The organism is Natrialba sp. INN-245, assembly GCF_009807105.1.
Lineage (GTDB): Archaea > Halobacteriota > Halobacteria > Halobacteriales > Natrialbaceae > Natrarchaeobius > Natrarchaeobius swarupiae.
The window spans coordinates 1-20,987 of record NZ_WUBV01000030.1 but is presented as its reverse complement, the minus strand read 5'-3'; the positions used below and the strand labels follow the sequence as shown (position 1 = coordinate 20,987).

The window sequence follows — 20,987 nt, the reverse complement described above, 5'->3', positions numbered from 1 at the left end:
CCACCGACCCTGGATTTTTGCGTCGGTAGCTGTTTCTGCCCAGTCATGCCCGAGCGGGCTGTTCGAGAGCTGTCTCGGCTGCCTGGTCCTCGAGACATCGATCGTACGAGGTCCGTATCCTAGAACTCCGTCTTCGGTAGCGCGTATCATCGAAGAGATCTCATACTGTGTTGGTTCTTCACAGGGATGACCTGTCATGTGGCCCTGTCTCCCATCAAAAGATATCCATTACGGCAATTATCCTTTGGGTAAACTTTAACATCCCTGCATTTAAGGGAATGCGTGTATGTCAAAGCCACTCAAGGTATCCGGATTCCTGGGACTGACAGTGATGATGGGCGTCGGGATGTACCAGAACTACTTGAACGCTATTGGGGCAGGAAATCCTGCGTGGCTGATTGGCGGGCATGCCCATCTCGGTGTGCTTTCCATTCTGGCTATCGTCCTTGGGTTTGCCATCCCCGCGTTCGGTGTAACTGGGTCGCTCAAACAGGTGGTAACGTGGACGTTTATTCTCGGCCAATGGGGTCTCCCCCTCGTTCCGTGGTTGGCGGTCGGTGTTGGTCTCTCGTTCCTTCATCCGACGGCCTTCCTCTGGGGTGGGTTGTTGATTGTCTCGATGGTGATTATGACGTGGCAAGCCGCCGTCCAGACCGACACATCGTTCGGTGGAAGTGGCGCAGACGCCGCACCTGCAGACGACTAATACGTGTGCGACGTTGTGAACGCCTCTCCAACTGGTTTCTTTTCACCGATCAGTCCCCAATCTGATACACCGGTTGATTCCATTAGAGTCGGTGGAACCGATCACTGACTGGCAATACGCTGGCCCCGTCGCCACTCCGGAACGAATTTCCCCTCGAGGGTCCTCTCCCGAACTGAATGCGTCCATCCGTCCGACTCGCCGCGATCGTTCTCCTCTTGGGCGTCTCTCTCGGATTGTTCGTCGGCTACGGCACACTCGAGCCCGTACCAGAACACAACGTGTACCCGGACGAGGACGACCTCGCCGAAGACGCCGACGCCTACGTCGACCAGCGAGTCGAACTCGGGGGAACGGCCGTCGACACGGATCCGGTCGTCATCGAGACCAGTCACGCGGACCGCTACATCGTTGACGAGGCGCCGCCCGCCGACGTCGGGCAGCAACTCCGCGTGTTCGCGACCCTCGAGACTGACGGCACGCTCGAGGCTCACGAGACGCTCGTCCGTGAGAGCTGGGAACCGACCTACATGTACGCCATCTCCATCGTCGCAGCGCTGTGGGTGCTCGGGAGAGCCATCGCTCACTGGCGGGTTGACACCGACGACTGGGGGGTCGTTCCTCGAGGCGGTGAGTCGGATGGCTGAACTGCTCACTCACGTCCTGGCTGCGTACGTCCTCGCGACGGCGCTCTCCTGGCGCTACGAGTGGATCACCGCGCCGTTCGTCACGGTCGCGATGGCTGGGGCGATCACACCGGATCTGAACCGTCTCGAGTTGCTCCTCTCGGCGGAGACGATCGAGTCGGTCGTCGGGGTGCCGTTCGACTGGGGTGCGTTTCACACCCTCGGTGGGACGGCGGTTGTCGTCGCGATCGGCGCGTTGCTCACGCCACAGCGCTACCGACGTGCGGTCGTCGCGATGCTCGCCCTGGGTGCGCTCTCTCACCATGTCCTCGACGTGTTGTTGATCAGTCCCTCGGGCTACTCTTACTCCGTCTTCTGGCCGCTCACCCCATATCGACCGCCGACGCCGAATCTCTATCTCAGTACTGATCGCTGGCCGGCCCTCGTCGCTGGCTCGGTTGCAGCGGTCGTCTGGCTGGGTGACCAGCGATAGGGTGGTTCTGGATAATCTGGTTGCTGGCGTCCCACAAAATACAGGTCGATACAACTATTTCTTTACAGATATGCCTGCCAGACATAGTCTAATTCCCGACAGTTAGAAATAATGTGAAAACTATTTTACTTGATGGATGATAATGAGAGTCAACTCTCAATGGCGTTTTCCGATTCCCAGATAACCGAGTGCTCGTCCACCGACTGGAGCTACACTCTCGAAGAGTTCGATAGGATCTGAACGAACACATTCAATGGAAAGACATGTCCTCTACGTCGATTTTGACGTGAGTCGTGCAGAGACAGCCACACACCTCGAGCAGACGCTTCCGGAGACGCAGGTGTCGACAGCAGCAACTGCCCGAGACGGACTCGCTAGCTGTGTTGAGCAACAGATCAACTGTGTCGTAAGCGCCTACGAACTCCCAGAGGCGAACGGGGTCGAATTCCTCGAGAGCGTGCGCGAGGAATATCCGACGCTCCCGTTTATCCTCTTTCCAGCTGCTGGTTCGGAAGACGTTGCCAGCGATGCGATTTCTGCTGGTGTCACTGATTACGTTCAGCAAAACGGCTATGAGAAATATACGCGGCTCGCAACGTCTATTGACGAGGCGATCGAGCAGCACCACTCGCGGACCAAGTATGAGAAACTGTTCGATGCGATCGATGATGCCATCATTATCCATGACCCCGATACTGGCGATATCATCGATGTCAATCGAGCCGTCTGTCACCGGTGGGGATACGCGTACGACGACGCATGTGAATGCGACGTCGAGGAACTGAGTGCGACCACGCAACCAGCAACCGGCCAGTCTGCTCGGGCACTCATCAAACAAACAGTTGAGGAGGGACCCCAACGCATCGATTGGCTGTGTGAAACCAACGATGGCAAGACGTTCTGGGCAGATATTCGGCTGAAACCCGTTACGATTGACGGACAACAACGGGTGGTTGCGCTTATTCGCGATATCACTGAGAAGAAACACCGCGAACAGGAGCTAGAGGCGTTTCGAGAGGCGGTTGAACACGCTGGCCACGCGATTTACATAACGGACATGGATGGAGAGATCCAGTACGTGAACCCGGCGTTTGAGGAGGCCACCGGCTACAGTGTAGATGAGGCAATCGGCAACACACCGAAACTTCTCAAGTCCGGCGAACACGACACCGAGTTCTATGAAGAGCTCTGGGAGACCATCCTTGATGGCGACGTCTGGCAAAGTGAGCTCATCAATGAGCACAAAGACGGCAGTCGATACACCGTCAATCAGACGATCGCACCGATCACGAACGAAACAGACGAAATCGTTCGCTTCGTCGCAGTCAATGCCGGAATCACCGAGCGTAAACGTCGTGAACGCCAGCTCCAGACACTGTATCGCGCAACGACTGGCTTGCTAGATGCGGAGTCAAAAGACGACGTATTCGAGTTTGCAAGCGAGCAGTTGGCGGATCTACTGGAGTTCGACCTTCACGGCTTCTATCAGTACAATGAATCAGCACGACGGCTCGAGCCTGCTGTCACTTCGGAGTACGCCGAGACCACTCTCGACGAGAAACCGGTGTTTGAGGAAGGAGAAGGAATCGTGTGGACAGCGTTCGAATCGGGAGAATCCAAGCGATACGACGACGTTCGAACTCATCCGGACATCTATAATCCGAGCACAACAATCCGAAGTGAACTCTTGCACCCACTTTCGGATCACGGCGTCTTACTAATCAGCTCCGAAAACGTTGGCGCGTTCGACGACACCGACGAAACCCTCACAAAAGTGCTGGCGTCAGGGGTTACCGAGGTTCTCAATCGAATTGATCGAGAAAACGATCTCCAGAAACAAAATAGTCGGCTTGAGGAGTTTGCAAGCGTTGTCTCACACGATCTGCGCAACCCACTCACGGTTGCGAATGGGAATCTCGAGCTCGCCCAGGAAACCGGTGATGACGCATATCTGGACGAGGTCGCGCACTCTCACAGTCGCATGGAACGGATCATCGACGATCTACTGTGGTTGGCCCACGAAGGAAGAAAAATTGGTGAGACTCGTCCGGTGGAACTCTCTCAGATCGTCGACGATGCGTGGCGACACGTTGGGACAAAACACGCAGACATGATCGCTGACTGCGACCGAATCGTCGAAGCTGATCCGAGTCGACTCCAGCAACTCCTCGAGAACCTGTTCCGAAATGCGATCGAACACGCTGGTGAGGACGCGACTGTCCGCGTTGGGTTCGAAGACGATGGTTGGTACGTCGAAGATGACGGCCCTGGAATCCCCGATACTGAGCGACAGAACGTGTTTGACGCCGGCTATTCGACAGAAGAGGGCGGAACAGGTTTTGGTCTCGCAATTGTGCAAACGATTGCTGACGCACATGGGTGGGATATTGCACTCACTGATGGGATGGATGGCGGTGCCCGGTTCGAGTTTCGTGGTCTCGAGTTTGCTGACAGGAAGCTAACCAACGGCTAAAGTCGTTGGCTTTCAGCGTGGACTCCCGCTCTGGCCGAATCTTCGGCAGGAGGTTCATACTTTCCGTTCGCGTTCAACGTCCCGCTGTTCAAGCGCACGCCTGCGGGTGCGCCTCCGCCGTCCCCAGTTTGGTTCCAACGGAGATACCGCAAACCGATGTTCTTCGCGGCGTTGTAGTCGGCGTGGTTCTCGTAGCCGCATTTCAGGCACCCGAACTCACCGTCCTCGCGGTTGTCTGGGTGCGTAAACCCACAGTGTGAGGAGCGCCGCGACGTGTTCTCCGGTTCAACCTGTTCTACGTCGATACCGTACTCGGCAGCCTTGTACTCGACGCATTCGCAGAGGCGGTTGAAAGCCCATTTGTATCCCCACGATGCACCAGTGCGTTTACGAATATCGGTCAAGTCCTCGAACGCAATCACCGAACACCCGTACTCGCGGGCTTCAGCTACCAGCTCGTTCGATATACGGTGGTGAGTTATTTTGAACCGACCCTCTTCTTTGCGGCCGACAGACTGGATATTCTCGTGTGACCACCGTGTGCCGTGTTCCTGCAAGTCGCCACGTCGCTTCTCCCGCGATGACTGTCGCCACTGAAATACAGGGATGAATCGTTATAGCTCAGTGTTCGAGAGAACTTCAGCGCCACGCTCGAAGATCGACGAACGATTCGGACCCGCTGGCCGCGATCCATTCGGTACAGCGGGCGAGGTCGTCAGTGAAAAGGACGACTTCGTCCGGTTCGTCTCCATTCTCGACACGGAGTGTTTCGACGGGGAGAGAGTAACAGCCCGTTCGCTCCGAGTCGTCGATCTGTACCCTAGCGTCTTCACCGTCGCTCATACCAAATCTGACGATACCAGAGCCCGTCAGTATTCTGGCCACCCTCGTAGGCGTCAAAGCCGGCGTGGCGATGATACCGGAATCTATTCCGCGTAGTGACGAAAGACCAGGGGTTTTCGAACCACTTGACCCCGAGGCGACTCACGCTGGTTCCAGTGTAAACCTCTATCTGAACGACCGCAGATGCGTCGAACCCGACGTCTCGTCGATCCCGAGCGGTCTCTCCGATCCGGAACGAACGCCCTCTCGAACCATCGCGTACACCGCACCGAACACGGTCCCGTACGCGACGAGCGCGACGAGGCTCCCCCCGTGGAGCAACGGTGGAGCAACGCTTTCGACGCCGATGGCCCCGAGCCACAGCGGGGCCAGACACACGACGCCGACGAGCCAGCACAGACCGCCGGTGAGAACGGCCCAAGCCGCTGCCGTCGTCGGCTCGAGGCGTCGGTCGAGTCCGTAAATCTCCAGACCGATCGTGTATACGAGCCCGAGCCCGCCGCCGATGGGAACGAGCAGGAGGCCCCCGACGAGGAGGCTCTCACTGCCGACGAGTGTGCTGACGGCACCGAAGGCCTGTTGTACGCTGACGACTACCCACAGGACGACCGTCGCGTACGCTGTTGCGAGCAGGCTCGAGCCGGCTGTGACGATCGCTCGAGTCGACCGCCACCATTGGCCGGTGGCGCGCACCCGTGGCGTCACCCAGAGGGCGATTACGGCGACGATGAACGCCGCGATCGAGCCGAATACGCTCGCGGTGTAGCGGGCGCGGACGATGGGCCGATCCAGCGTGTAGTGAAGCGCGAACAGGTCCATCCAGGCCGTGTTGTGTATCGCGTACAGTTCGGCCTGGAAGACGGGCGTGATGTGGTGGACGTCCGGGAGCAGTCCCCAGACGCCACCGAGTGGGATTAACCAGACGGCGTGTTCCCGGCCGAGGTCGTATCGGATCGCGATGGGGACGAACGCGAACACGAGGAGGGTCGCACCGACGAGAAAATGTGTGATCGCGGGGGCCATGGTTCGATCTCAGCCCGAACGGACATAAAATCGGCTGTCCGGCCCAGAACCGACCGGCGAGCACCGGCGTTACCGATCGCGCTCGAGCGTCTCGCCGGGGTGTGTCGTCTCCCCGGAGCTCAACGTAACGCCTGGAAGCAGGCTCGTGTTGATGCCGGTACTGACGTCGTCGCCGACGACGACGCCGAACTTCCGTCGCCCGGTCGACACGCGGTCGCCCTTGACGGTTACCGCGACGTCGTCGTCGTCGTGGCGCAGGTTTGCGACCACCGTTCCAGCGCCGAAGTTCACGTTCCGTCCGAGGACGCTGTCGCCGACGTACGAGAGGTGAGAGACGGCCGTCTCACGGCGGATGACGCTGTTTTTCACCTCGACCCCGTTGCCGACGGAGACGTTTCGGCCGAGCAGCGTCGCCCCGCGAACGTACGCGTTTGGGCCAACCGTTGCGCCCGAGCGAACCAGAATCGGCCCCTCGAGTACGGCACCAGCGTTCACCGTGGCACCGTCCTCGACGACGACGGGGCCGTCGACCGTCGCCAGCTCGTGGACGTCGCCATCGAGACGACGGTCGAGTTCGGTGAGTTTCCACTCGTTGGCCTCGAGCAGTTCCCAGGGGCGACCGACGTCCATCCAGCGGTCGATCGATACCGGCCGAACGGTGAACTCCGTGATAACTCGATCGAGGACGTCGGTCAGTTCGCGTTCGCTGCGGTCGCTCGCCGGCACCTCGAGCCAGTCGCGAGCTGGAGCCGGAAACGCGTACGCGCCGGCGTTTGCAAGATTCGTCGGCGGGTCAGATGGCTTTTCGACGATGTCGGTGACCGTCCCGTCGGCCGTGCTGAGCACGCCGTAGTTGCGTGGATCGTCGACCTCGATTGCACAGACGGCCGGACAGCGGTCGAACAGCCGCTCGACCGCGGCCGGCTCGTACACGTTGTCCCCGTTGAGTACTGCAAAGGGGCCCTTGAGATGGTCGCGTGCGGCTGCGACGGCATCCGCCGTTCCGATCTGTTCGGACTGCACGCTGTAGGTAACGGGCACCCCACGGTAGGACGACCCGAAGTACTCTCGGATCGTTTCACCTTTGTATCCGATGACGAGGATGATCTCGTCGGCACCCGCGTCGATCGCTGCGTCGACGGTGTGTGCAACGAGCGGTCTATCCGCGACCGGGAGCATCGGCTTCGGAACGCCTCGGGAGAGTGGTCGCATTCGCGTTCCTTCACCGGCGGCGAGGACAACAGTTTGCATGATACGTCCACTTTGTGGGAGTTGCCGTTTATGTATTTGTGCTCGGCCGACGGTGAGGGGGATTGCTCGAGTCGATCACTCCCTGGAGTTGCCTGCGGTGATTGTTGATACGTACACGCCTGAAATTTCGCCTAATAAAACATATTGGTGGAAATTAGTTTTATAATATAAGACAAATTTAACCGAGTACTTCTGTAAACATATTCGCTCTTGATGGTGAGGATACTGCTCTCGGCGAAACGACGTTTCGACCCTACGAGTGACTGCCACGATCGAGCGACCACCACAGCCGCTGCTGGTCGGTGATCGGTATCAGGAACGACGATAGAGCAGACCTGCAGACGAAACGACGAGATGAGCGTTAGGAAACTGAGGCAGAGTCCGTCCGTGGCTGGACGTCGGGGACGTCGACCGATTCGATGACGTCGGCGACGACGTCCGCCGGTCGAACGTCGGAGATGTCCGCCTCCGTATTCAGTACGAGACGGTGGACGAGGACGGACCGGGCGAGTTTTTTGACGTCGTCCGGAATCACGTAATTTCGCCCGTTGATCGCGGCACGTGCTTTCGCCCCGTGGAGGAACGTGAGGCTTGCCCGCGGCGACGCACCGTGTGCGACGTCCGGGTGTATCCGAGTTCGTGAGACGAGATCCAGAATGTATTGCTTGACCGGTTCTGCCACGAAGACGTCGTAAATCTGTTGGCGGGCGCTGACGAGCACAGCGGGGTCGACGACCTGGTCGATGGCAGACGGCCCAAGATTCGGGTCCGAATCGAACCGGTCGAGCAACTCCGCTTCGACGTCCCGGTCCGGGAGGTCGACGGTGAGTTTGAACTGGAAGCGATCACGCTGTGCTTCGGGTAACTCGAAGACGCCGTCCATTTCGATCGGGTTCTGCGTCGCGATTACCATGAACGGATCCGGCAACTCGAGGGTCGTCCCTTCGATCGTGACGTGGTTTTCCGCCATCGCCTCGAGGAGGGCGCTCTGTGTCTTCGGTGTCGCACGGTTGATCTCGTCGGCGACGATGAGATTGGTGAAGATCGGTCCGCGTCGCAACTCGAACTCACCGGTGTGTTCGCGGTAGACGTGCGTGCCGACGATGTCTGCGGGCAACACGTCCGGGGTCATCTGGATGCGGCGATAGTCGAGGCCGCTTGCCCGCGCGAAGAGATTGGCCATCGTCGTTTTCGCAACGCCGGGGACGCCCTCGAGGAGAAGATGACTCCCTGTGAGAACGGCGATCGTCAGCTGCTCGATCGCGTCGTCGTTGCCGATGAGCACCCGTCCCACCGTTGTATCGATTCGCTCGTAGATCTCCTGGGGGGTGGGGATGTCGTCTCCAGGATCCCGATTCGTCCGAGTCATTCGTCGCCGTCTTTCGACCGTGATCGGTTAAACGCTGCTATCAACTTGTGGGCGCGCTCGTCGGTTAGCTCTGGGTGCCGATTCCGGAGGGTAACAGCCAGCTCTTCGTCGCTACGTTCTCGTGTCTCGGGTCTCGAGTCATCCCTTCGAGACGAAAGATATCGTCGACTTACAGCCCGAATACCGCGTGCCCTCGCGCTCGAGGCGATGGCAATGGTCACGACCGTAAAGAGCCCGAGAGAACCGTGTGCAAGCGGTGAGTGACGCACCGTCTCGCGGATGGCGATCAGCGGTGGAACCATCCCGGTGTGTGAACTATCGAGTAGCACGTACTCACGATCTGTATAGAGATTCGAGACGAACTCACTGTTATCGGACGTCTCGTACATCGCGTTGATCGCGATACTCGGATCACTGACGACGACGACCTCGCCGTCGGAGACGGACTCGACCGTCGCCACCGGATAGCTCGTCAGATTCGAATCGCTATCGAGTTCCGCGGACGGTGAGGCTGCGAGGTACGCGTAGTCGCTCGTCGAGACGATCGGCGTCGCCGTCTCCGATTCGACGACAGCAGCGTGGTTGAGCGTCAGTCGGTCGACGTCGCTCGTATACCCGTGTTCACCGGTCGGTGAGACGACCGGCATCGCGGGGCCGTTGTCGTAGTATCGATCGTCTAAGACGACGCCCGCTTCGATACGCGCGTCACTGCCGATCGCCGAGAGAAGCGGGTTTACCGTCTCCCGGTTGTCGAGGACGACGAGGGTGCCACCGTGGTCGAGAAACGTCTCGATTGCGTCGATACTCTCGTCGTCGTACTCCTCTTCAGGTGCGATGATGAACGCGACGCTCTCGTTTGCCGTGTCAGTTGGATAGTCGACCGCCGCCTCGAGTAAGAGTAACTCGGTGTCGGGATCGTCCTCGATCGCACCCCGGAATTCGGACGTTCCGTCCCACGAGGGGTTAAATAAGCCAAACGCCGCCCCCGACGTACTGACGGCGACGAACAGCGCCACCAGCAACACCCCGACGAGAGCGACGAGGAGAACGGTCGGCCACTCCAGATCGCGTCCGGTTTTCCGTCCCAGCCAGTTGCGGACGCTCATCGGCTCTCACCCATCCGTCGCCCGCGTACCTCCGAGCGCCGGCTCACCAGGGGAGCACCTCCGGTGGGAGTATCTCGAGGATACGCCGGACGACGATGATTCCGAAGCCGACGAGCCCCAGGGCGATCAGCCACCGAAGTCGTCGTCTCCACGCGGGTGTGACGTTGGCCGGTGCGGTCAGTTCGGTCACGATCAGTATGCCGATCAACGAGAGGACGAAAAACAGTTCGTAGGAGAGCGAATCGAGCACGACGAGCAAAAACGCGGTCGCCACCATCCACGCGAACTGGCCGTAAATGAACTGTTGGCGACGACGTGTCGGCATTGGGTATCCTAGGTGAGAGAACCACTGTAAATCTCTCGGGCTACGTCCGAAATCTGGTGAACAGTGCGACCGCGGTGAGACCGACCAGTATCAGCGACGGACCGGACAGCGGAATCGAGTCCGAACTCGAGTCGTCGTCTCCCTCGTCGTCCGGGTTGGGTTGGACGACGGTCTCCGACTCCTGGTCGTCGTCTTCGTCTGACGAGCTACCGTCCGTTTCGGTGGTCTCATCGTCGCTCGTCCCATCGCTGTCGTCGTCAGTGTGTGTGCTGTCGTCTCCCTGCTCCTCGTCGTCTGATTCAGCGTCTGCGTCGTCGGACTCATCGGGTTGATCGTCTGAGTCCGGTTCGTCGTCGCCGGCATCCGGCTCGTCGGTCTGATCGTCCGACCCGTCGTCGCCGTCACCGGGTGGTGGTCCGTCACCGTTCTCGGGAGGCTGGTCGTCGGTAGACTCGGTAATCGTCACCGTCCCGTCGTCGCTGACACCTAACAGCTCGTGTTCCCCGATTAGATCGACTTCTTCTGTCCCCTGTGCCACAGCGTAGACGCTGTACTCCGTGTCGACGTCGAGTTCCGAGGTGGATATCGTCGCCGAGTAGACGTCACCGGAGTCGTGTGTTGCGTCCGTGTGAACGACGGTGTCGTCGTTCCAGACGGCAACCTGAACGGTTCCGAGTTCCGCCTGACTTGCATCCTGGCTTACCGTGACGTCGATGTCGATCTCCTCATCGGCGTCGGCCGTACTGGGATGGCTAGTCTCGAGGTCGTACGCGGAGACGACGACGGGATACACGTCCTCGTAATCGACACCTGGAGCGTCGATCGCGACGACGTACGAGCCGGGCTCAAGCGACGACGTCTCGAACGTCATCTGTGATTCTAGATCGTGGGTCGCGACGAGATCACCGTCTGCGTTGAGCAGTTCGACGGTTCGGTCCGTTCCGGTCCCGGTGACGTGTATGGGATCTCCCTGGTCGACGATTCCGACCGACGAAATTTCGTACGTGCGCTCACCGGGGGAGACGGTCTGTTCGGGCGTCTCGACCGAGTCTGCCATCGAAAGGCTGTACCCGCCGGCGAATGCCACCGACGAGACGCCGACGATACCCCCTACTACGACTACGACGACCACGAGCGCGGCGAAGTAGGATGGCGAGGATTCGTCCATACTGCGGTACTGAGTCGCTGGGTATATTACAGGTATGGTTTTGACACTCTCTCATCGAAACGAGTGTAAACGGGGGTACCGAGCCCCTGATTGCCAACAGAAATAGTGGAACGAACTCGCCCACGAGTTATTTTCTGTCACCACCCTGTTGTACCGACCGCCACCACATTTGTGTGAAAGTTATTATATGTGCAAGTAGAAAGAAATAACTAACAAGAAGATAGTGATGCGAGCATGTCTAAACTAGCTGTCACAGGTGGCATGGTGCTGGTCATGCTACTGGCACCACTGGCTGGTGTTGCGGGTGCGGCACCGACACCGGCACAGGAACAGGTGTCCACTGACGAACAGGAACTCTCCGTCGACCAGCAGACTCCGTTTACGCTGCAAGCAGACTACGAGAGTGCGGACGGAGCCACTGTCGTCGATAATCAGGACATTTTGATCGATGTCAACTTCGGAAGCGCAAACTCCCTCGAGCGCGACTCCATCGGGGTGTTCACGGCGGGAGAAGCAGTTCCACTCACCTTCGATGAGGCCATGGCGAACACCGACGAGGACGACGACCTCGAGTTGTTCATCGGCCAGACCAGCTCGGAGGGGACCGCTTTCGATCAGGGTGAACTGCTGGGTCTGTTCGATACGCCGACCGAGTCACTCAACGAGAACGTCGAGTTCGAGGATAGCTGGTCGCTCGAGGACAGCAACGAGGTCTCGTACACGGATGCAGAGACGGGACAGTACGTCGCGGTCGTGATCGGAACGGACGCTGCCGAGGACGTCACCCTCTCCGATGGCGATCTGGTTCTCCCGTCCGACGGCGGAACCCTCCACGGAGTTGAAACGTTTGCCGTCCAAGATGGCACCTCCTCTCTCGCTGGTACTACAACGACCGCACCTGGTGACGACGTCGAGGTTGTCGCCGATACGGACATCGTTGCGACTGACGTCCACCACGCCGTGGTTCTGTACGACGGCGACACGTTCAGCGACCAGAGTACTGTCATCGGCGTTGATTCGACCGATATGGACGATATCTCCGTCGACGATCTCTCGATCGAGACGTCGATCGAGGAGGTCTACGGCGTGACCAGCGTCGACGACGACTTCGATCTCTTCGGGAACGCTCCCGGTGAGAGACACGCTGCTGGGACGACCTCGTTCGAGGAACTCTTTGCACTTGCCGCCGGTGAGCAAGACGAACTCGACGACGTCGAATTCGAGGCAGACGGCGTGACTCTCCAGGCGTCGGCAACTGGACTGGTCGGCGACAGTGATCATCAGGATATCACCGTCGGAACGCCTGAGGACTGGGACGAGGGCGAATACCAGTGGGTCCACATCGCCGTCGACGACGATGGAACGCAACTCGAGACGAACACGGGAACGATCTCGATTCAGGAACGGACATCCACAGGCAGTAGCGGTGGTACCGGCGGCGGTGCTCCGGCTGCGCCATCGGACGACGATGACGATGACGTCCCCACTGACGACGACCCAGTCGAAGACGATGACGCCCCGACTGACGACGACCCAGTCGACGACGATGATGCCCCGACCGACGACGACGAACCCGTCGAAGACGATGATGCCCCGACTGATGACGACGAACCCGTCGAAGACGATGATACGGTCCCTGGATTCGGTGTGACTGCGGCGCTGGTTGCGTTGCTCTCGATCGCGTTGCTCACGATTCGCCGGATGGCGTAGGCACCGAGCCGGCGTCGACCCGCGTCATTTTCTTTGGGATTATCGCCCCTCGACCGTCGACGTGAGACGAAGTCTCGCTCGGAGGTGTCGAGTCGGCCCCGGACGACGTCGACTGGCCCGTCTCAGGCCGGTTTCTGTCCCGATTGACCGGCGCGCCCGCCGGCCGGGTCGCAGGTATACGGGACCTGACCGACAGTAAACCGTCTCAAAGATGTTCGAGCGGCGGCGTCCGACTGATTCGCCAGCCGGCGATCGCCGCTGCAATCGTCCCGATCACGACCGCGATCGTGACCGATCCACCGACGATTCGAGGCTCGAACTGCACCAGTCCGTCGAAGCCAACCACTGCGGTCGTCAACCGATTCAGGAGGGCGACGCCAGCTGGTGTGAGCGCCCCGCCCAGAACCCCACCGATCACACCGATTGCCAACCCCTGCCCGATGACGGTGAGAATCAGGAGACTCGAGGAGATCCCCTGGGCCTTGAGCACTGCGAACGCCTGTCGCTGCTGGTAGATGATGAGTCCGAGGAGGTTGACCGTCAACGCGATTCCTGTCCCGACTGCGAGTACCACCAGGGTAAACCCAGCGGCGAGTACCAGGACCTGTTCTTCTAACACCGCATCGAGTTGTTCTTGATTCGAGCGAATCTCGTACTCCGGATACTGTGCTTGCAGTTCACGCTGGACGACCTCGCTTTCTGCGTCGTCTTCGAGCGTGATCGTGATGAACGTCGCGGGCTCGGTCTGGGTCGATCCGGTTACCTGATGGAGTTCGCTCAGTGGCATCACCACGGTCGGTGTCCCGAGCATCTGTCCGAACGTCGGTGAGATACCGACCACGGTCATCTCGTTGTCCCTCGCAGCGGCGTGGGAGCCGCCGACGTAGACCGTATCACCGACCTCGACGTCGAGGCTCCGTGCCGTCTCCTGATCGATCAGTACGTCGTTCGTCCGTTCGCCGTCGTACGTCCCGCCAGCGTAGTATGGATCGCCGTCGAGGGACTCTCCTTCGATCACCTGAACGCTCGAGCCGCCCCCGGGCGTGCCGCTGCCGACGAACGTCTGGAACTCGTCTCGATCCTCGGTCGTGACGTAGACCGTTTCGAACGCGAGCGGGACCGCGTTCCGGACGCCCTCCTGTTGTGAGACGGCGGCGGAGACGTTGCGTGAATCGTACAACGTGTTCTCGAAGCCACCGCCGCCCGTCGGTGTCAGTCGCGTCTCGCCTGCCGTCATCCACAGATCCCGATCCGCAGCGTCGAACTGTTGTCCACCCGTCTCGAGGACACCCACGCCGGTTCCAGCGAGGAGCGTCATCGCGAGGACGGCCAGACAGATCCCGATAATTGCGAGACCGAGCCGAAGCTTTTGATGGCGAAGTTGGCTGAGTGTGATCCCTCCCGCGACCCTGATGCGTACGCCCCATCGTCGGATCCGACTCACGACGGCACACCCCCGGTCACGCGACGTGTAAGAACCAGAAGATACGGCAGCGAGACGACGCCGATGACGAGAGCGACGAGGACGCCGTAGGCGACGAACAGCGGATGGGAGACGGCGATCGGCTCGGTCGTCAGCGTCTCCATCGCGACGGTATTCGTGAGCCAGATCAAGCCGAGCCCACCGATCGACCCGACGAGACCGCCGAGACCGGTCAGTATCATCGTCTGTACCCCGGTGAGCACCAGCTGACTTCGCGTCGTAACACCGATCGCAGACATCGTGGCCAGTTGGGTTCGATCTGCGACGATCTCGAGACCGGCCGTGGTCAACACGAAGAGGGTTCCGATGACGAGTGACACGACGAAGGCGGCGAGCGCGAGTGCGAGCGAAATATCCGAGTCGGCGATCTCCGCCGCAGTCATCTCACCGCGTGTGTGGACGTTCGACTCCGGATACAGCCCCTCGAGGTCGGACTGGACCTCGGGTGTGGTCGTTCCAACGACGAACTGATCCGCCTGATCGTACTCGTCGGCTCCGGTCAGTTCCTGGAGTTCGCTCAGTTGGACGAGCGCAATCGGAACCCCACCTGCGCCCATGTTTCCGGCGTCCGTGTGCTCGACGGTGAACTCCTCGTTTGCGATCGTTATCCGTTCACCGCGCGGACTCTCGAGTAACTCCGCGCCGCTTTGTGAGAGAACGACCTCTCCCGTCCGTTCTCCCCCGTCGTAGTAGGGATCGTCGGCCGAGAGGCCGGTCGTCGAAATCCCGGCAACCTGGTCGAGTCCCTCTGAGTTAATCACACCGACGACGAGGACAAACTCGGACGTATCGCCGTGTTCGGCCCGTAACACCTCGGCTAACACCGGTGAGGCAAACGTGACGTCGTCGTGATCTCGAATTCGATCGTTCGCTTCGTGAACGGAACCGAACTGGGGCTGGTCGGTCGCAACCAGTAGCGATCGATCGCCGTCCGTTTCGGGGACGATCCAGTAATCGACGTCGTCGTCGTAGACGGTCGTACTCGTCGCCAGTCCGACCCCGATTCCGGTCACGACGACAAGCAGGGCGATCGTTACTGCGACGCCGAGAACGGTAAACTGAATGCGCTGTTGATCCGTATCGGTCGCCCGTGAGAGCGTCCGACGGACGCTTACGGTGACCAGCCCGCTCCAGCGGGTAAGACGGGTTCGAAGACTCATTCGTCGCCCTGTTCGACGATCGTTCCGTCGTGTAACCGCACGATCCGGTCGGCGATTGCAAGTGTTTCACGGTCGTGGGAGGCGAGCACGACGGTTCGTTCCGTTGCGACGCGTCTGAACTCCGCGAGGATCTGTTCTCCGGTTTCGGTGTCGAGTTCGCCCGTCGGTTCGTCAGCGACGACGAGCGCTGGATCGGTGACAAGGGCCCGGGCGATCGCGACCCGTTGTTGCTCACCGCCGCTGAGTTCTCTGGGTTTGTGACCAAGTCGGTCGCCGAGGCCGACCCGATCGAGCATCTCCGTTGCCCGTTCCCGGCGTTTTCGTCTCCCGACACCCAGTTCGACCAGCGGGAGCGCTACGTTCGCTCGAGCCGATAACGAATCGACGAGGTGAAACCGCTGGAAGACGATCCCGATCTCCTCGAGGCGGAGTCTGGTTCGCCTTCGCGTCGAGTACGACGCGATATCCGTCTGTTGGAACCGTACTGATCCTTCCGTCGGCACCTCGAGTCCGGCGAGCAGGTGCAAGAGCGTCGATTTTCCGCTGCCGCTTGGCCCGGCGAGGCCAACGATCTCGCCGGGTTGAATCGTAAGCGAGACGTCGGACACCGCCTCGACCGTCGGCGGCTCCGACCGTCCGAGTAATCGACCGAATCGACCCGGTCTGGATCCCCGTGTGTAGACCTTCGTAACGTTGGTGGCGGCGACGATTGGAGGATGCGTCGTGCGGTGGTCGGGCGCGGGGATCGCCATGTGGGTGACAAGGACTCTCGAGACAGGTAACTGTCTCGATTTGTCAAGGTCGAGGCAGCTACGTTTCTTCGACGTCGACCCAGAGGTGAACGGTGTACTCGGTGTCATCCATCGACGGCTCCTCGGGAACGTCCTCGGGGAACAACAGCCACACGATACGCGTATCGTCGCCGGTGATCGTCGGTTCGAACTCGTGGCTGTGATGCCAAGATTCGTTGTGCTCGAGACGCGTCTCGAATCGATCGAGTTCGTTCTGTTCGGTGACGACGGTCTCGTTTACCGGTGGATCACTCGAGTCGGTGGCCGTCTCGTTCGGTACGATTTCGACGTCTTGCTCGACAACGACCACCGTGTACTCGACGGTACGGTGTTCGTTGTTGTCGACACCGACGACGATCTCTGCGGAGTCGCCCGACTCAACCGCTGTTGGATACCCGTCAGCGACGAGGTCGCCGTCGTCGTCTTCGGTCAGGATGTACACCGCAGAGAACTGTTCGCCCTGCGGGGGAACGACGACTGCGAACGTTACGCTGCCGACTGCCAGCAGAATCGAGAGGACAAGCAAGACGTTCAGCAGGCCGTCTGCTCGAGATTCGGGCTCGAACATCTCCGATCGTCCCGTCTCGTACCACTCCCGGTAGGGGACGGAAAACCGGTCCTCCGGTGGCACTTGCCAGCGCCGTATCGTCGCGATGGCCGCCGCGAGAAGCGTAAATCCCGTCGTTGCGATCATGATGGGGACGAGTCGGATGCCCCACGGAGTGAAATTGAGTGCGAGACCGATCAGCGGAACGATCGCGATACTCAGACCGAACGAAAGCGCAACGCGCTCGATGCCGTCGATACCCTCCCGACTGTCCATCTCGCCTGCGACGAACGAACTCGTCTCCTCGCTTGTCGTCGAGCGATCGTCGCCCCACGTCGATTCCGATCCCCACTCCCCGGTCGTTCCGTCGTCGGTCCCGTCCGTTTTCTTCGGGTCGACCACGCCTGCCGGTGACTCACCCGCCTCGGGGAACAGGGCAGCGACGAACACGTAGCCGGGAACGAAGAGGACGAACACGAGTCCGACGAACACTCGAAGCGGCGTCTCGCGAACGACCGGAGCAAACACACTGACGTTGACCGCGAGTGTCGCTATAACGACGGCCGCCAGATCCGCCGGGAGAGCCCGAAGCGGTGCGGGAAGAAGCAACCAGAGAGACCGTCGATCGACCATTCACCTACTGTTGGGACCGGCGGTATCAAAAGTCGGTCGATGTGTTGGATGCGACGACGGCTATACACGAGTCCGCGCAGTAGTATCGTAGTCACTGCACGTCATTGTACATCTAATCGCCAGACAGATCGGCGATCAATGTGTCTATCGTTGAATTTATTACTATAGTTGTCATTATCCCACTCTCCTCGCTGTGTGCTGCCTCGAGGCCCGGTAATCCTCCAGACGTTTTGGGTCAGGCAACGGTAGTCGAGCAACAATACTTACTTATCTAATTATTTGGCCAACCAATAAATATTAGTGTTAAAAATTGTATCGATGGTTGTTATATTCTCCGTCCCTTATTTCGCCATATAATCAATCTTGAATGTCGTAGAACACGAAACGTATCACAGAATCGACAATGGCGATATCCCTGCAAACGTCGTCGTAGACGCCGTCGGTGTTGTCGAAAACCAGGGCTCGAGGAACCGACCATCGACCGACAACTGATTGTCGGTTGATCGTCCGCCGTTGTTCAATCGACCGGTCCCGACTCATGGCAGTCCGTATTAGTCCAAATGCGATAACAAACCGTTCTCTGAACTGACCTCCGCTTTCAGTTCACGAAGAGTCGAGTGAATATCATCGGGCTGGTTCTCGAACTCTCGGAGGATGTCCCCGTAGATGTCATCTCCTTTCTTTGAATACGTAAAGCGAAGATACAGGTCATCGATAACGTTCGTGATATCATCTATCGACTCGTGGCATTGCAATAACTGGATTATCGGAGTGAGATCTTCGTCAACCAAGTCCCGCTTGACATCACGGATGTCTTTGAACAACAGATGCCGGCACCGATAGGCGCGGAGATCATGGAGCAGTTGCTGCATCTCTTTTGGGTCGAGATCATAAAATTTCGCTGAGATACGGACGAACCCATCGATATCTCGAGACCGGTATGCATACATTTGCTCTGCAGCCCGTCGTTGTTCGCTCTGGTCGTTCGATTGAGCCAGTGACGAACACAATTGTTGCTCTACTAACGGAATTTGAAAAAGGATAGTGAAATAATCGCGGAGCTCTTCGGCGAGTTCGTTACGTCTGTCTGACGGACAGTTCTCCGCGAGTAATACGGATGAAAACGCCACGTTGGTCGTTAGTGCGATTCTGGTTTCCGGGGAAAGTTCTCGTGTGTCAATGATATCATCTAAGACGTTGACACTGGCATCAAGACCCGTGAGTAGCCGTTTCAAGGAATCGTCAATTGGGCCCTCTAGTTGACGGGCATAGGCGTTACAGACTGGGATGGTCCGAAGTGATTTCCGCCCCGTTTCCCAGTCCTCGACGATTTCAGTTAAATGAGTGTGAATCTCTGCGGTCGTGTCAACCGGAAGTTCTTCCTGAATCTCTCCTTCCCGTATACGTATGTCCTCAACGAGATCCACGTAGATTTGAGTAATCTCGTTCGACGAGACTGGTCCCCTACCCATTCTACCAGAGGGATTGTACTATCGAATCATTATTCTTATGGGGGTGTTGACAGCGTTAGAGACGGACGTTCTATCCGAGAACGGTTTTCACGTTCGTCAGGTGCTGGCACCAGCGGCATTGACGATCTTCTACAGGATTCATACTCGGGTAACTGTTTACCAGGAAATAGGCGCTAATGCCCCTTCCTCAGCGAGTGCCGAAGGCGCGAGCAGGGAGGGGATACAGCGTTCACAAGAGCAAGCTCTTGTGTAGCCCATCAGAAACGCGAGCGTTTCTGAGGACGTCCCCAGAAATCGGAGATTTCTGGTGTGCGAACGAGACGCGAAGCATCTCGTCAACGCCGCTCGTGTTTTTTGGACTGTTCTACAGCAGGTACGCAGGCCCACGCTACCGGCAGCTTTATGTTTCTACGTAGTTTAAACATTGGTAATGGATCGGTACGAGGTCGAAGGACACGAAGTCCACGAAGCCGAAGTCAAACCAACCGGAAACGGTGCTCACGTACTCGTTCCCAAGCGATGGCGAGGTGCCACTGTCAAAGTCGTCCGCGTGACCAATCCAAACGACGAAGACGAGTAAACCATGCGATACAACTACAGGTATCGGCTCAAGCCGACCGACGAACTCCACGAGCGGTTAGCGTGGACTGTCGATACCTGCCGACAGGTCTACAACCACTTTCTGCACCGGCTCAACCGAAAGGACGACACATCGGCCTACTCCGAGCAGTCGGTGCTCCCCGACCTCAAGGACTGGTGGACCGACCTGAAACAAGTCCATTCGAAGGTGCTGCAGAAGGTCGTGCAGCGCTTGTACGACAATCTCTCGACGCTGAAAGCGCGGAAGGACAACGGATACCGCGTCGGCGAACTCAAGTGGAAGGCCCCGCAGGAATACCGCTCGATCAAGTACAGTCAAACCGGCTTCGAACTCAACAACACGAGTGGCTGTACTGTGCTTTCTCTTTCCAAAATTGGCGATATTCCGATGGTCTACCACCGCAACATTCCCGACGACGCTACGATCAAAGAGGTCGTCGTCAAGCAGGAACCGACCGGCGAGTGGTTCGCCGTGCTCGGGATCGAAACCGAAGACGATGCACCGTCGAAACCGGATACGCTCGAGAAGTGCGTCGGGATCGATGTGGGTATCCTGAAGTACGCTCACGACACCGACGGCACCGCCGTCGAACGCCCCGACTTGTCCGACGAACGCGACCGGCTCGAACGCGAGCAACGGAAACTCTCACGCAAAGAGCACGGATCGGCGAACTACCGCAAGCAACAGCGTTCCGTCGCCAAACGTCACGCCGATCTGCAACGGAAACGTCGGGACTTCTTGCACAAGCTCTCGAACCACTACGCTCGAGAGTACGACCTTGTGGCCGTCGAAGACCTTGACGCCAAGGGGTTGATGGAACTCCCGTCGAACAGCCGCAACCGTGCCGGGGCGGCGTGGGGAACGTTCCTGCGGATGCTCGAATACAAGTGCGAACGCGAAGGCACGCACTTCGTTGCTGTCGATCCGGCCGGAACGACCAAAGAGTGCGCGGCCTGCGGTGTCGAGACCGACAAGCCGCTGTGGGTCCGCGAACACTCCTGCCCATCGTGCGGGTTCACCGCCGATCGGGACTGGAACGCGGCCTACAACATCTTGGTACGTGGACTGAAGCAAGTAGGGACGGGCTGTCCCGAATCAACGTCCTCAGAATCGCATAGTGATTAACGCAACTTCTGGATGAATCCGTCGAGGTGATTTTCGATCCAGGAGCCTGCGAAACTCAGCTGATCGGTCAACTTCGTGAAAATCT

20 protein-coding genes are annotated in these 20,987 nt (G+C 58.9%); 7 read left to right on the top strand and 13 right to left on the bottom strand.

Annotated elements, in window-relative coordinates; genetic code table 11:
* Positions 1 to 286 precede the first annotated feature (286 nt).
* The 4 genes from GRS80_RS09705 (at position 287) to GRS80_RS09690 (ending at position 4,295) form a co-directional block, all read left to right on the top strand.
* Positions 287 to 706 carry a hypothetical protein gene (locus GRS80_RS09705; protein ID WP_235019705.1) on the top strand — a complete coding sequence of 140 codons (420 nt, stop codon included), beginning with the start codon at positions 287 to 289 and terminating at the stop codon, positions 704 to 706.
* Between the two features lie 176 nt (positions 707 to 882).
* Positions 883 to 1,350 (top strand): hypothetical protein, encoded by a 468-nt coding sequence (locus GRS80_RS09700; RefSeq protein ID WP_160047383.1) that lies wholly within the window; start codon positions 883 to 885, stop codon positions 1,348 to 1,350.
* Positions 1,343 to 1,822, top strand: a complete 480-nt coding sequence (locus GRS80_RS09695) for a metal-dependent hydrolase (RefSeq protein WP_160047382.1) — start codon at positions 1,343 to 1,345, stop codon at positions 1,820 to 1,822. The genes GRS80_RS09700 and GRS80_RS09695 overlap by 8 nt, the downstream gene beginning before the upstream one ends.
* A gap of 253 nt (positions 1,823 to 2,075) precedes the next feature.
* Positions 2,076 to 4,295, top strand: a complete 2,220-nt coding sequence (locus GRS80_RS09690; RefSeq protein ID WP_235019704.1) for a PAS domain S-box protein — start codon at positions 2,076 to 2,078, stop codon at positions 4,293 to 4,295.
* On the opposite strand, the gene GRS80_RS09685 is transcribed toward GRS80_RS09690, so the two are convergent.
* The 8 genes from GRS80_RS09685 to GRS80_RS09650 all read right to left on the bottom strand — a co-directional run bounded on the left by GRS80_RS09685 (position 4,292) and on the right by GRS80_RS09650 (position 11,380).
* On the bottom strand, positions 4,292 to 4,852 hold the full coding sequence (locus GRS80_RS09685) for a transposase (protein ID WP_235019703.1): 561 nt from the start codon (positions 4,850 to 4,852) through the stop codon (positions 4,292 to 4,294). The two genes, GRS80_RS09690 and GRS80_RS09685, sit on opposite strands and share 4 nt — an antisense overlap.
* Before the next feature lie 82 nt (positions 4,853 to 4,934).
* Positions 4,935 to 5,138 carry a hypothetical protein gene (locus tag GRS80_RS09680; protein ID WP_160047380.1) on the bottom strand — a complete coding sequence of 68 codons (204 nt, stop codon included), beginning with the start codon at positions 5,136 to 5,138 and terminating at the stop codon, positions 4,935 to 4,937.
* Between the two features lie 165 nt (positions 5,139 to 5,303).
* A complete protein-coding gene (locus GRS80_RS09675; RefSeq protein WP_160047379.1) occupies positions 5,304 to 6,161 on the bottom strand; it encodes a hypothetical protein in 858 nt (285 codons plus the stop codon).
* A gap of 69 nt (positions 6,162 to 6,230) precedes the next feature.
* The gene (gene glmU / locus GRS80_RS09670) at positions 6,231 to 7,412 is read right to left on the bottom strand and encodes a bifunctional sugar-1-phosphate nucleotidylyltransferase/acetyltransferase (protein ID WP_160047378.1); all 1,182 of its coding nucleotides are present in this window, start codon (positions 7,410 to 7,412) and stop codon (positions 6,231 to 6,233) included.
* 361 nt (positions 7,413 to 7,773) lie between these two features.
* A complete protein-coding gene (locus GRS80_RS09665; protein ID WP_160047377.1) occupies positions 7,774 to 8,781 on the bottom strand; it encodes a MoxR family ATPase in 1,008 nt (335 codons plus the stop codon).
* Positions 8,778 to 9,887 carry a DUF4350 domain-containing protein gene (locus GRS80_RS09660; protein ID WP_160047376.1) on the bottom strand — a complete coding sequence of 370 codons (1,110 nt, stop codon included), beginning with the start codon at positions 9,885 to 9,887 and terminating at the stop codon, positions 8,778 to 8,780. The genes GRS80_RS09665 and GRS80_RS09660 overlap by 4 nt, the downstream gene beginning before the upstream one ends.
* Before the next feature lie 43 nt (positions 9,888 to 9,930).
* Positions 9,931 to 10,212: a hypothetical protein gene (locus GRS80_RS09655; protein WP_160047375.1), complete on the bottom strand. Its 282-nt coding sequence runs from the start codon at positions 10,210 to 10,212 to the stop codon at positions 9,931 to 9,933.
* 40 nt (positions 10,213 to 10,252) lie between these two features.
* Positions 10,253 to 11,380, bottom strand: coding sequence for a hypothetical protein (locus tag GRS80_RS09650; RefSeq protein ID WP_160047374.1), 1,128 nt, complete (start codon positions 11,378 to 11,380; stop codon positions 10,253 to 10,255).
* Positions 11,381 to 11,614: 234 nt separating this feature from the next.
* Between GRS80_RS09650 and GRS80_RS09645 the strand changes: the two genes are divergently transcribed.
* On the top strand, positions 11,615 to 13,090 hold the full coding sequence (locus tag GRS80_RS09645; protein WP_160047373.1) for a PGF-CTERM sorting domain-containing protein: 1,476 nt from the start codon (positions 11,615 to 11,617) through the stop codon (positions 13,088 to 13,090).
* A gap of 205 nt (positions 13,091 to 13,295) precedes the next feature.
* Here GRS80_RS09645 and GRS80_RS09640 read toward each other — a convergent pair whose 3' ends face one another.
* The 5 genes from GRS80_RS09640 to GRS80_RS09620 all read right to left on the bottom strand — a co-directional run bounded on the left by GRS80_RS09640 (position 13,296) and on the right by GRS80_RS09620 (position 19,176).
* Entirely contained in the window at positions 13,296 to 14,525 is a 1,230-nt protein-coding gene (locus GRS80_RS09640) for an ABC transporter permease (RefSeq protein ID WP_343161521.1), read from the bottom strand.
* Between the two features lie 5 nt (positions 14,526 to 14,530).
* On the bottom strand, positions 14,531 to 15,733 hold the full coding sequence (locus GRS80_RS09635; protein WP_160047372.1) for an ABC transporter permease: 1,203 nt from the start codon (positions 15,731 to 15,733) through the stop codon (positions 14,531 to 14,533).
* Complete coding sequence (locus GRS80_RS09630; RefSeq protein ID WP_160047371.1) at positions 15,730 to 16,485, bottom strand: ABC transporter ATP-binding protein; 756 nt, start codon at positions 16,483 to 16,485, stop codon at positions 15,730 to 15,732. The genes GRS80_RS09635 and GRS80_RS09630 overlap by 4 nt, the downstream gene beginning before the upstream one ends.
* Before the next feature lie 58 nt (positions 16,486 to 16,543).
* Positions 16,544 to 17,704, bottom strand: coding sequence for a DUF1616 domain-containing protein (locus tag GRS80_RS09625; RefSeq protein ID WP_160047370.1), 1,161 nt, complete (start codon positions 17,702 to 17,704; stop codon positions 16,544 to 16,546).
* Positions 17,705 to 18,255: 551 nt separating this feature from the next.
* Positions 18,256 to 19,176, bottom strand: a complete 921-nt coding sequence (locus tag GRS80_RS09620) for a hypothetical protein (protein WP_160047369.1) — start codon at positions 19,174 to 19,176, stop codon at positions 18,256 to 18,258.
* 430 nt (positions 19,177 to 19,606) lie between these two features.
* Between GRS80_RS09620 and GRS80_RS09615 the strand changes: the two genes are divergently transcribed.
* Together GRS80_RS09615 and GRS80_RS09610 are read left to right on the top strand one after the other, a co-directional pair.
* Positions 19,607 to 19,756: a DUF2080 family transposase-associated protein gene (locus tag GRS80_RS09615; protein ID WP_160047368.1), complete on the top strand. Its 150-nt coding sequence runs from the start codon at positions 19,607 to 19,609 to the stop codon at positions 19,754 to 19,756.
* A 3-nt stretch (positions 19,757 to 19,759) separates the two neighbouring features.
* On the top strand, positions 19,760 to 20,902 hold the full coding sequence (locus tag GRS80_RS09610; RefSeq protein ID WP_235019702.1) for a transposase: 1,143 nt from the start codon (positions 19,760 to 19,762) through the stop codon (positions 20,900 to 20,902).
* Positions 20,903 to 20,987: the final 85 nt, after the last annotated feature.